Origin of the sequence: Comamonas sp. w2-DMI, from assembly GCF_040187735.1 — a bacterium.
GTDB classification, from domain to species: domain Bacteria; phylum Pseudomonadota; class Gammaproteobacteria; order Burkholderiales; family Burkholderiaceae_C; genus Comamonas; species Comamonas terrae.
Map to the genome: position 1 here is coordinate 1 of NZ_JBANEL010000052.1, position 11432 is coordinate 11432.

The following is an 11432-nucleotide window of genomic DNA, read 5'->3' on the forward strand; positions in this document are numbered from 1 at the left end:
GCGCACGGCGCTGTCGCAGAAGCCGGGCGAGACGATCGCGCAGGAGCTGGCGACGATGCGCGATGCGCAGCGCATGACGCCGGCGCTGGTCATGCGCGACCCGTACATTCTCGACTTCCTGGGGCTGCGCGATACTTGGCAGGAAGGCGACTTGGAGGCAGCGATCATCCGCGAAATGGAGTCGTTCTTGCTGGAGCTGGGCGCGGGTTTCAGCTTCGTGGCCCGGCAGAAACGCATCCCAATTGACGATGAGGATTTCCACCTCGACCTGCTGTTCTACAACCGCAAGCTGCGGCGGCTGGTGGCGGTGGAGTTGAAGGTCGGCGAGTTCAAGGCGGCCTACAAGGGCCAGATGGAGCTTTACCTTCGCTGGCTGGACAAGCACGAACGGGAGCCGGAGGAAGCCTCGCCGCTGGGCATCATCCTGTGCACCGGCAAGAAGCGCGAGCAGATCGAGTTGCTGGAGCTGGACAAGTCGGGCATCCACGTTGCCGAGTACCTGACCGCTTTGCCGCCAAGGGGCGTTCTGGTGGAGCGGCTGCAACAGGCAACGCAGCGGGCACAGTTGCAGATCGAGCAGCGCAAGACCGACACCAAGTAGTCCTGTCCCCAGCAGTCGGGCGTCCCGGCGTTCCGCCGTCGCGCTGTCGTGCTGCGCATCGAGCCTCGCGCTGCGAGTCTCGCCCCGTGCGGGCTTCCATCACTGACGCCTCCGGCCCTTGCGGGCCTGCGCGCTGCGCTTGCCCAAAAGCACTGTGTGCGCAGTGGGCGGGGTGTGGGCGGTCTTGCTGTGCCCCTTCACCGTATCACGGCGTTCTCGCCGTCAAGGGCGGCGCGCGCTCGTGCGCGCTTGCGTCCTGGCGGTCGGCTGCGCCCCCTGACAGCTTGCGCTGCACCGTGCTGGCGACGGTTCCGGGCAATTCCGCCCGAGCAACCGGAGCACGATCATGTCGCAACTCTCCTTTTCCTCGTTCGATGCCGCGCTGATGGTGCGCGATTCAAAGGGTCGCTACCAGCCGGCGACGGCTGATCAGATTCTGGAGGCCGCGCGCCAGGCCATCGAGCAAAAGATGCAGCGTGGTGCATCGTTCACTTCGCCGGCGGCGGTGAAGGAATACCTGTGCGCCAAGCTGGCCGGCTTCGAGCATGAGGTGTTCGCTGTGCTGTTCCTCGACACGCAGCATCGCTTGATCGAATATGCCGAGATGTTCCAAGGAACCATTGACTCGGCCGAAGTGCATCCGCGCGAGGTGGTCAAGGCGGCTCTGCGGCTCAACGCGGCGGCGGCCATCATTTCGCACAACCATCCAAGCGGGAACCCCGAGCCGAGCGGTGCCGACAAGGTGTTGACCCGGCAGCTCAGGGAGGCGCTTGCGCTGGTGGACGTGCGCGTGCTCGACCACATCATCGTCGCGGGCAGCAACACCACATCCTTCGCCGAACGTGGCCTGATCTGATTGAAGGGGGCCTCGCCCCCCTTTTTGCTGCGCCCGGCCGGCGCAACTCCAGCCCTCGCGGGCCTGCGCGCGCTGCGCACTTGCCCAAAAGCCAGAGTGCGGGGAAGTGCGAGGGAGGCGGTCTTGCTGTTCCCGTCATCGTGCCACGGCGTTCTCGCCGTCAAGGGCTGCGCGCGAGCCACGCGCTTGCGTCCTGGCGGCCGTCGTTGACCCCTGACTGCTTGCGCTGCGCCGTGCCCCGGAAGGGTCGGGCAATTCCGCCCGGCAACCTTTAGGAGATCAATGCCATGAGCAGCCATCACGACTGGATCATCGAAATCACGGCCGAGCACGATGCGCTCAAGCCGTTCGCGCCGGAGAACGGCCAGCCGCTGCGCTTCAAGATCGGTGACGCGGTGATCTACACCAACGAATTCGGCGCGCAGTTCCGTCGCCGCGTCACAGGGTTCTATCGGCCAACCGAGGCTTCGGGGCTGTACGCGCGCGGCAGGCGCTACTACCTCGACTCATCTTCGCCGTGGATGCCGGTTGCGGAATCCAGCCTGCGCCCTGACGACACGGCCTGATGCCTTCGCGCCCCTTCCGGGGCGCTGCGCGCTTCGCTTGCCTCCAGGGGAAAGCCCTGCGGGGTATCCCCGCCGCGCGACGCTTGGCGCCCCTGAAAGACCGCCGAACCGGCTGCGCCGGATCGGCGAGAAATCCGCAGCCACCGCAGAACCCGCTTGCCGATGCCTGGGGCATGGTGCATCCCGTGCGCCTAGTGCTCATCGAACCTTGAAGGCTGGGCGTCCCCGGCCAAGAAACATGGCCGGTCGCGCTGTCGTGCGCGTAGCGCATCGAGCCGCCTGCGGCGTCTCGCCCCTGTCGGGCTTCCATCGTTCCCTCGCTCCGCTCGGCTGACGCCTCCGGCCCGGCTTCCAGCTTCGGGCCTGCGCGCTTCGCTTGCCGTGCGGTCAGCGCAAGGGGAAGGCCGTTGCCATGTCCAGCCGTCTCCCCTGACTTCATCACCTTGTCCGCGACTGTAGCCCGCGCCCGTGCGCCGTCAAGGCGCGCAGGGCCGTGTCCTCGGCTGCGCCTGCGGGCCGCACCAACCCTGCGCTTGCCTCCTTGACGGCACCCGTTCGCGCGCTCCTGACCGTCGCGGGCGATGAACTCAGGAAAGACGGTGGCAACAAGGCCAACCGGGTTCCTCGTGCCGACCGCACCAAACAGCCGAAAGGCTGGGCTCCGAATCTAGGAATCCGGTGTGCGGTGTGAACAGCAAACCTCTTTTAGTCAGGAGAAAGACCATGCAACTCGCATCCCGCTTCGCTTCCCGTTCCCCGGCACTGCGCAGTGATTACCCGCTGTCCGACGACCAAATCCGCCGCGTGGCCCCGTCCATCTTCGCGGACGCCCCGCATGAGAGCCGTTCCGAGCGGTACAGCTACATCCCCACCGCCGCCGTGCTGACCGAGCTTCGCAAAGAAGGGTTCCAGCCCTTCATGGTGACGCAGACCCGCGTGCGCGACGAAGGCAAGCGCGAGCACACCAAGCACATGATTCGCCTGCGCCACGCCAGCCAGATCAACGGCGCGGAAGCCAATGAAATCGTGCTGCTGAACTCGCACGACGGCACGAGCAGCTATCAGATGCTCGCCGGCATGTTCCGGTTCGTTTGCAGCAATGGCCTTGTGTGCGGCGACACGGTGGCGGATGTGCGCGTGCCCCACAAGGGCGACGTGGCCGGGCAAGTCATCGAAGGCGCTTTCGAGGTGTTGAGCGGCTTCGACCGCGTGAAGGAATCCCGCGACCTGATGCGCGGCATCACGCTGGACGATGGCGAGGCCGAAGTGTTCGCCCGCGCCGCACTGGCCCTCAAGTACGACCCCACCGACAACAAGCCCGCGCCCGTCACCGAATCGCAAATCCTGATGCCGCGCCGGTTCGACGACCGCCGCCCGGACTTGTGGAGCGTGTTCAACCGCACCCAAGAAAACCTGACCAAAGGCGGACTGCGTGGCCGCAGCGCCAACGGACGCCGCCAGCAAACCCGCCCCGTGCAGGGCATTGATTCCGATGTGCGCCTCAATCGCGCCCTCTGGATGCTGGCCGATGGCCTGCGCCAGTTGAAAGCCTGATTCCCCACGCGGCAGGGGCAGGCAGCAGCCCTTGCCGCATCCCTCGCTGCTGCATCCCTGAACCGTTAGGAGTTATCACCATGAACGCCATGACACAAACCGAAGCCCGCGCCGTCAATGCCGCCGCCGCTGTCCCGCTGGAAGCCGCCGACCCGACCAAGAACCTGATTCTGGTTCCGCTGTCGCGGCTGGTGCTGCGCCCCACGGGCCGCAACGTGCGCAAGACCCCGCGCATGTCCATCCCCGAACTGGCCGCAAGCATCCAGCGTGTCGGCCTGCTGCAAAACCTGATCGTGATCGAATCCGCCGATGGTGAGCATTACGAAGTCGTGGCCGGTGGCCGCAGGCTGGCCGCGTTGAAGCTGCTGGCGAAGAAGCACCGCATCAGCAAGGAATGGGAGGTGCCTTGCCTGCTGGTGGCCGATGGCACGGCTCGCACGGCCAGCCTCACCGAGAACGTGCAGCGCGAAGCCATGCACCCGGCAGATCAGTTTGAAGCATTCGCCGCGCTGGTGGCCGAAGGCCGACCCATCGAGGACATTGCGGGGGATTTTTCCGTCACGCCGCTCGTGGTGCAGCGCCGCTTGAAGCTGGCGAACGTCTCGCCCCGCCTCATGGCCGACTACCGCGCCGATGCCGTCACGCTCGATCAGTTGATGGCCCTTGCTATCACCGACGACCACGCCGCGCAGGAAGCCGCCTTCTACGATGCGCCAACGTGGCAGCGCCAGCCGTCCGCGCTGCGCGACCGCCTCACCGAGAGGGAAATCGACGCCTACCGGCATCCGCTGGTGCGCTTCGTCGGGCTGGACACCTACGAGGCCGCAGGCGGTGGTGTGCGCCGTGACCTGTTCGCGGAAGGTGACGCGGGCGTGTATCTGACCGATGCCGCGCTGCTGGACAGGCTGGCGCAAGACCGACTGGCAGGCATCGCTGCCGAGGCGAAGGCCGAAGGCTGGGCATGGGTGGATGCCACGCCGGGCGTGACCCATGCCGACCTGCACGCCTTCCAACGTGCGCCGAGGGAGCGGCGCGAACCGACCAAGCGCGAAGCGCAGCGCATCGAGAAACTGCAAGCCAAGATGCAGGAATTGGCCGCAGCCGTGGATGACGCGCTGGACGCCGAGGACGAGGACAAGGCCGACACCTTGCAGGAAGAAGGCGAAGCCGTGGGCGAGCAGTTGCAGACGTTGGAAGATGGCTTGCAGGACTACAACCCGACCGTGAAGGCCGCAGCCGGTGCCATCGTCACCATCGACCGCAATGGGCAGGCCGTGATTCATCGCGGGCTGATGCGTGAGGCCGAAGCCAAGGCGCTGCGCACACTGGAACGCCTGCGCCAAGGTTTCAGCGGCGAGGAGGCCGAGAACGACGACGAAGGCGAAGATGACGAGCAGCCCAAAACCGCCGCCATGTCCGACCGGCTGGCGCAACGGTTGAGCGCCCATCGCACGGCGGCGCTGCAAATCGAAGTGGCCCGGCATCCGCAAGTCGCGCTGGCGGCGCTGGTGCATGGCATGGTGCAGACCGTCTTGCATGACAGCCACTACGGCCACGACCTGCCGCTGGGCGTGAGCCTGAAAGTGCAAGACCGGCTGGAAGGCATGGCCCCGGACTGGCCGGAATCGCGCGCCGCCGTGGCGCTGCGCGAACTGCAACAGGTGGCGGGCGAAGCCTTGCCGCAGGACAGCGCCAAACTGTTCGCCGCGCTGCTGGTGAAGTCGCAAGACGAACTGGTGCGGCTGCTGGCCGTGTGCGTGGCGTCCACGGTGGACGTGGTGACGCACCGAGCCACGCCCCGCCAGCCCGGCGAGGAACTGGCGCAGGCCGTGGGCCTCAACATGGCCGCATGGTGGCAGCCAAGCGCGGAAGGCTACTTCCAGCACGTTCCCAAGGCCGCCATCCTGCAAGCCGTGGGCGAGTACGCGCCCGAGCAGGTTTCCCGGCTGGCGAAGTTGAAGAAGGCCGACATTGCCCGCGAGGCCGAGCGGCTGGCGAACGGCACCGGCTGGATGCCCGCCATCTTCAAGGCCGAGACGCCGGAAGCTACGCAGGCAGAACCGCAGGAGCAGGACGACGCCCCGGAGGATGCCGAGGCAATGGCGAATGAACCCGCCGTGGCGCTGGCCGCTTGACCCGCGCCGACAGCGAGCGCCCCGGCCCCGACCGGGGCGCTTCGCTTGAAGGAGAACGCCCCATGACCCGCACCACCACCCGCCGCTCTCGCATGGCGGCGATCTACGCCCCCGGCGCGGTACGCGCCCGCCGCTGGCACGGCGACGGCGACGTGCGCGGCTACCGCCCGCCCTCGGGCTGGTCAGCCCGCGCCGACCTGACCGACATTCACCCCATCACGGGCCGCACCTTGCCGCATGCCGTGTGGTGGCTCATCGAGACGAAGGAATAACCCAAACAGCACCGCGCCCTGGGCGCGGTGAAACGGAAATCCGGGCGCGGCAGTGGCCGCACCCGGTGTTCAAGGCAGACAGGCGAATCAGAACGCCGCCGCCTTCGCTGGCTCAGGCGGCGGCGTTGAAGGCATCGCTGTACTGCACGATGCCTTCGGGCACTGGCCCCTGCAGGGCCAGCGCCATGAAATAGCCGGGCGGCACGCCCGGCAGTTGCAGGCCCGCGTGGGCCTGGAAGCCAAAGCGCGCGTAGTACGCGGGATCTCCCAGCAGCATGCAGCCTGCGGCCCGCATGGCCCGCAGTTCGGACAGCGCCTGTTCCATCAGGCGTGAGCCGATGCCGTTCCCCTGTCTCAGTGGCAGGACAGAGATCGGCCCCAGGCCGTACCAGCCTTCGCCCTTTCGCCCGTGACTGTCGGTGATCGTCATCGGCGACACCGCGACGTGGCCGACGACCTCGCCATGTTCTTCGGCCACGATGGAAAGCGTCAGCTCGTGGGCAGCGCGCAAGGCCCGCACGATGAAGCGCTCGGTGTGGCTGGTGTGCGGCGCATCGGCGAAGGCGGCAACCGTGACCGCCTCGATGGCGGCAATGTCGGCCGGGGTTTCATGTCGGAGCTGGAGGGTCATAGGCTTGTCTTGGCTTTCTTCCTGAAAATATAGAACGGCCTGGGCGTGTCGGCGCGATGCGCCGCCGGGCTTTCGGGCTGCGCCCCGTGCCGACTTCGCTGTCACGGCCATTCGGCTTCAATCCCTCACGCCTTCGCGCCTGCGGCGCTGCGCGCTGCGCTTGCCTCCAGGGGAAAGCCCTGCGGGCTATCCCCGCCGCGCGACGCTTGGCGCCCCTCGATGCAGCCGAACCGGCTGCGCCGGATCGGCCCAGCCAGCGCCCCGCCGCGATGGACGGCGCGCTGACGAACACGCTGGCGCTTGCTGCGGCAGGTTGTGCAATTGCGTGCCGCCCTCAACGCTGGCGGTTCCTGCCTGTCACGTCACGAAGGACGGTTCACGGACAACCCGCCCGGCATCGCTATGGAGCCTCCACGCCACGCCTCAAGACCGGCACCGCAAGGTGCGGCAGGGGCGCTCTCGCCTGTCGTCGGGTGGTTGACCTGGCCCGCGTCAGCGGGCGAGCCGGAGCAGCCTTCATGCGGGGATGCCGAGCCGGCCCCATCTCCTGTCGGAGCGGTTTGGCCCAAGGCGTCCTTGTCTCGTTGTGAATCCTGGCGGTGGCGCGGCTGCGCCTCGGGCTTCATGGCCGCAACCGTCCGGCGAAAACAATTTCCCCTGCGCTGCGCGCATTCCTCGCGGGACAAATTCTTTTCGCCTCCCGGTTCTCCACTGCGTTGCGACCGCAGGCGGTGCAGCCAGCCCGTCCCCCGCCGGCCGGATCACAACAAGGACGCGATGGGCGCGAACCTTGTTCAACCGAAAGGAGAAAACATCATGGCCACCATCGGCACCTTCACCGCAGAGAAAGACGGCTACACCGGCCAGCTCCGCACCCTGACGCTCAACGTCAAGGTCAAGCTGGTTCCCAACGACAAGGGCGACACCGAGAGCGCCCCGGACTTCCGCCTTCAGGCGGCCGGCCACGACATCGGCGCAGCGTGGAAAAAAATCAGCGAGGCCGGGCGGGAGTATCTGTCCGTGAGCATCGACGATCCTTCGTTCCCGGCTACGGTCTATGCCCGCCTGATCGGCAACGAGGACGGCACACACGACCTGATCTGGTCGCGTAGCAAGCCCAAGGCGGCGGACTAAGCGCCGCAGCGCCCCGCCCATCGCGGCAGGGCGCTGTGCTGCTGATCGCAGCACATCACCGCATCACGCGCGCGGCTTCGCCGCGTCGCGCTCGCTCAACACTGCCGCCAGCTCCTGGCGCACCTGCGCCAGCAGCTCGTCGGCCTTGCGCGGGTTGTCGCCCGCATAGGCCAACGTTAGCAACGTAAGCGGGTGGATCTTCATCACCTCGCATAGCTCGGCCAGCTTGTGCAGGGTCGGGCTTTTCAGGTCGCGTTCGAGGGTACTCATATAGGTGCGGCTGGACACGTCAGAGAAGGCTTCCTGGCTCAAGCCACGCGCCTTCCTGACCGTCTTCAATGCCTTCGCCAATGAGTTCCCAGCCGCCACCTATGGTTTTCCTTCAAAAACCAAGATGACAGCCCATTGCGCCCTATAGGGCTACAATCTATAGTGTTCATTTGGTGTTGTTCTACGTCTCTGTGCCTTTACGGAAATCCGTATCGGCAGGTTCCAGCAAAGCCACGGAACCGCATCCGTGCTTGCGCACAAAGGCGTAAATCCGGTTTCGCTGTTCTGTGCTTCGGCGTGAAACCGCGTTCGCGCATCATTGGATTTGCGAGATTGCCGACCATGCCCCAGCCCCTCACCACCGCCACGGAACGCGCGCAACTGCTCGCCAACGGCGAGGCCCTTGCGGCAGGAAGGGGTATCGACCTAATGCCTGTGGTGCGCCTGTTCACGCCGGATGCGCATCTGACTTGGCTGCTGGCCGCGCTCGATCCTGCCGATGGCGACACCGCCTGGGGCCTCATCGACCTGAGCATCGGGATGCCGGCGCAAGGCACCGTCAAGCTGTCCGACCTTGCATCCATCGTCGGGCCGCTCAAGCAGCCCATACTGCGCGACCTCTATTTCCGGCCCACGCGCACGCTGTCGGAGTACACCCGCCTAGCTGAACGGGACGGGGCCATTCCAGACTGACCACGACCGACTGTGACTATTTCGGTCTGGTGTCATACCGGGCAAGTCTCAATCGGAATTCTTGCGGCATAGCCGCACCAGTCTGATCCAAACAGACATGATCCCTGGCGCGGCTTGCGGCAGGCTGGCCGGTACGGTGCCCCACGAGTGGGCGCCGCTGCCCCGCCTTTGAGACGACTACCGCAACGCATCGGAGCCAATCAGTCTTGACAGCCCCATTTAGCCTTGTACCCCATGACGTTCTGAAGACGACGATGTAGCGCGTAGTCCTTCCGTGGCGGCGAGTCCTGTTCGCAGGGAGGTTCCGTCATGGTCGATCGCAGCGCCGAGCCTTGGTATCCAACCGCCGCGTACCTGTACGTGCTGCATCTGGACGGCCTTGAGCTTGCCTGGGAATACCTGCGCAGGCACCCCGACTATCGGCTTGACTGGCTGCGCCGCCGTCGCCGGCCACAGGCGGCACAGGACGCGGCGCATCGCTGGGGCTTGCGCCTGCTGGAAGACGCGGCGCTGGATGCGCGCGACGCGCATCCTGCTTGGCTACCCGGCCATGCGGCCGTGGTGCAGCTCTACCCCGATGCCGACCCGCCGCCCCATGCGGCGGACTTCGCGTTCTGGCACATCCCTGGGCACAAACAACTGCTGCACGACGGCAAAGGGCTGGCGCTGATCGCGCGCAGCCCAGGCCGATGCTCGCGCTTCGCGCTGGCGCCCGGCCTGGAAGACGGCATGGCCGTGGCCTATGCCTACCGCGGCGGCGCTATGGCGCCCACGCGCGGGCATGCGCCCAGTTCAGACTTGGCCGATGCCAAGCCTCGGCCGTCGCCAGCCGCAATGCTGGAACTGCACACCTTGCAGGCGCTCGACGCGACCCTGGCGGGCGCGTCCTTGCGCGAGGTGGCCGAAGGGCTGTTCGGTGCCGACACCGTGGACGCTCACTGGTACAGCGACGGCGGGCTGCGCGCCAAGACTCGCCGCCTGGTACGGCGAGGCGACGAGCTGATGCGTGGCGGTTATCGCCGCCTAGCAGAACTACCGCCGCTTGAGAAGGGCCGTCTTGCCGCCGACGCAAGACGGCCCTGATTGCAAACCCGACCTTTCTTGAGACTGCCTCCATCCGGTCGCGCTGTGTGGCCGGGCGTTTTCAAACGATGGAGGTTCACACCATGCGTCCCGCTCCCTTGCGGCCTGCCGCCACTGTCTCGACTGCTGCCGCGCAGCCCCAACGCTACCTCACCAACGACGAAGCCGCCGAGTACCTGCGCCTGTCACCGCGCACGCTGGAAAAGCAGCGCGTGATCGGCGGCGGCCCACGCTTTCGCAAGTTCGGCCGGCGCGTCATGTACGCCGTGGCCGACCTCGATGCCTGGGCGTCTGATCGCAGCTTCGAGACGACTTCCGATCCCGAGTACGCCGAGCATCACTCGGCGGACAGCCGTGCGCGCTGATCGCTGGCGCGCGTCAGGCCATCGCCATGTCCAGCCCCGCGCTGCCCGTGCGGCAGCGGCCGATGCAAGAGCGCGAACAGCTCGACCTGTTCCGCGCCTTGCCCGGCGACATGGCGCCGCGCGACAGCCAGGATTTGATGGCCTATCCGTTCTTCTCGCTCGCCAAGTCCAAACGGGTCAAGCCCATCGACTTTCGCGCGGGCAACGTGACGATCCGCGTGGAAGGCACACAGGAGCACGGCATCGCCACGATTTGGGATGCCGACGTGCTGATTTGGGCGGCCTCGCAGATCGTGGAAGCAAAGGACGCCGGTCTGGGGCCGTCGCGGCTGATGCGCGCCACGCCCTACGAGATCCTGCGCTTCATCGGGCGCGGCAAGTCGCTGCGCGACTACCAGCGCCTCAAAGCGGCCCTGGATCGCCTGCAATCGACCACGGTGGCCACGTCCATCCGCGAGACGACCGGGCGGCGCCTGCATCGGTTTTCTTGGATCAACGAGTGGAAGGAACTGGCCGATGCCAGCGGCTCGCCGCTGGGCATCGAGCTGATCCTGCCGGACTGGTTCTATGCCGGCGTGCTCGACGCCGCCCTGGTGCTGACTATCGACCCGGCGTACTTCAGCTTGACCGGCGGCATCGAGCGATGGCTGTACCGCCTAGTGCGCAAGCACGGCGGCAAGCAGCCTGGCGGCTGGCAATTCGACTTCCGGCACCTGCACCGCAAGTCGGGCAGTACGGCAAAGCCCTACGACTTCGCCTGCGACCTGCGCGCGCTCGTCGCGCGCCAGTCGCTGCCCGGCTACGTCCTGGGCATCGAGCGGATGCCGGACAACGGCATGGAGCTGCTGACCTTCCGGCCCGTGCCGCATACGGCACGGGGATAACTCCGGGAAAGCCTGTGAATGGTGTCGTGCTATCAGGCGTGCGGGGTATCGTGCTATCAGGCGTGGGACTATCGTGCTATCAGGCGTGCCAATCGGCCGCAAACCCGCGCCAGCATTGGGTTTGCGCGCTCTCTAACTTCCCTAACTTAATTTCTCTAACTTTTAGTAGGGAAACGCCGCTGCGGTGGACAACCGCCACGCGGCCAACAACACGGCAGCAACAGCCGGGCTTTCCAACAGGGAGGGCCAGGCCATGATCGTCGCGCTGCTCAACCAGAAAGGCGGCGTCGGCAAGACCACGCTCGCCACGCACATCGCCGGCGAGCTGGCGATGCGTGGGCAGTCGGTCATCCTGCTGGATGCCGACCCGCAGGGCTCCGCGCTGGAT

The 11432-nt window shown here is 66.5% G+C and carries 14 protein-coding genes; 12 read left to right on the top strand and 2 right to left on the bottom strand.

Translation table 11 applies throughout. The features are described from left to right. The 6 genes from V8Z74_RS25440 to V8Z74_RS25465 form a co-directional block, all read left to right on the top strand. A partial coding sequence (locus V8Z74_RS25440) for a PDDEXK nuclease domain-containing protein (RefSeq protein WP_349712140.1) occupies positions 1 to 601 on the top strand: 601 nt, incomplete at its 5' end. Between the two features lie 346 nt (positions 602 to 947). Beyond that, positions 948 to 1457 carry a RadC family protein gene (gene radC, locus V8Z74_RS25445; protein WP_349712142.1) on the top strand — a complete coding sequence of 170 codons (510 nt, stop codon included), beginning with the start codon at positions 948 to 950 and terminating at the stop codon, positions 1455 to 1457. Positions 1458 to 1744: 287 nt separating this feature from the next. Further along, positions 1745 to 2023 carry a hypothetical protein gene (locus V8Z74_RS25450; RefSeq protein ID WP_349712144.1) on the top strand — a complete coding sequence of 93 codons (279 nt, stop codon included), beginning with the start codon at positions 1745 to 1747 and terminating at the stop codon, positions 2021 to 2023. A gap of 723 nt (positions 2024 to 2746) precedes the next feature. Then, positions 2747 to 3577, top strand: coding sequence for a DUF932 domain-containing protein (locus tag V8Z74_RS25455; protein WP_349712146.1), 831 nt, complete (start codon positions 2747 to 2749; stop codon positions 3575 to 3577). Between the two features lie 80 nt (positions 3578 to 3657). Continuing rightward, on the top strand, positions 3658 to 5712 hold the full coding sequence (locus tag V8Z74_RS25460) for a ParB/RepB/Spo0J family partition protein (protein WP_349712148.1): 2055 nt from the start codon (positions 3658 to 3660) through the stop codon (positions 5710 to 5712). Between the two features lie 62 nt (positions 5713 to 5774). Beyond that, positions 5775 to 5984, top strand: coding sequence for a hypothetical protein (locus tag V8Z74_RS25465; protein ID WP_349712150.1), 210 nt, complete (start codon positions 5775 to 5777; stop codon positions 5982 to 5984). A gap of 112 nt (positions 5985 to 6096) precedes the next feature. On the opposite strand, the gene V8Z74_RS25470 is transcribed toward V8Z74_RS25465, so the two are convergent. After that, the gene (locus V8Z74_RS25470) at positions 6097 to 6615 is read right to left on the bottom strand and encodes a GNAT family N-acetyltransferase (protein ID WP_349712152.1); all 519 of its coding nucleotides are present in this window, start codon (positions 6613 to 6615) and stop codon (positions 6097 to 6099) included. A gap of 816 nt (positions 6616 to 7431) precedes the next feature. Between V8Z74_RS25470 and V8Z74_RS25475 the strand changes: the two genes are divergently transcribed. Next, positions 7432 to 7749 (top strand): DUF736 domain-containing protein, encoded by a 318-nt coding sequence (locus V8Z74_RS25475; protein ID WP_349712155.1) that lies wholly within the window; start codon positions 7432 to 7434, stop codon positions 7747 to 7749. A 63-nt stretch (positions 7750 to 7812) separates the two neighbouring features. Here V8Z74_RS25475 and V8Z74_RS25480 read toward each other — a convergent pair whose 3' ends face one another. Continuing rightward, the gene (locus V8Z74_RS25480; RefSeq protein WP_349712157.1) at positions 7813 to 8118 is read right to left on the bottom strand and encodes a helix-turn-helix domain-containing protein; all 306 of its coding nucleotides are present in this window, start codon (positions 8116 to 8118) and stop codon (positions 7813 to 7815) included. Between the two features lie 243 nt (positions 8119 to 8361). Here V8Z74_RS25480 and V8Z74_RS25485 point away from each other — a divergent pair, with 243 nt between their 5' ends. The 5 genes from V8Z74_RS25485 to V8Z74_RS25505 form a co-directional block, all read left to right on the top strand. Beyond that, a complete protein-coding gene (locus V8Z74_RS25485; protein ID WP_349712160.1) occupies positions 8362 to 8712 on the top strand; it encodes a DUF2958 domain-containing protein in 351 nt (116 codons plus the stop codon). A gap of 309 nt (positions 8713 to 9021) precedes the next feature. After that, positions 9022 to 9795, top strand: coding sequence for a DUF2285 domain-containing protein (locus V8Z74_RS25490; protein ID WP_349712162.1), 774 nt, complete (start codon positions 9022 to 9024; stop codon positions 9793 to 9795). Positions 9796 to 9878: 83 nt separating this feature from the next. Further along, a complete protein-coding gene (locus V8Z74_RS25495) occupies positions 9879 to 10160 on the top strand; it encodes a helix-turn-helix transcriptional regulator (protein WP_024069220.1) in 282 nt (93 codons plus the stop codon). A gap of 26 nt (positions 10161 to 10186) precedes the next feature. Continuing rightward, on the top strand, positions 10187 to 11044 hold the full coding sequence (locus tag V8Z74_RS25500) for a replication initiator protein A (RefSeq protein WP_349712164.1): 858 nt from the start codon (positions 10187 to 10189) through the stop codon (positions 11042 to 11044). Between the two features lie 184 nt (positions 11045 to 11228). Then, positions 11229 to 11432, top strand: a 204-nt coding sequence (locus V8Z74_RS25505) for a nucleotide-binding protein (protein WP_502879610.1), incomplete at its 3' end; no start/stop codon positions are given.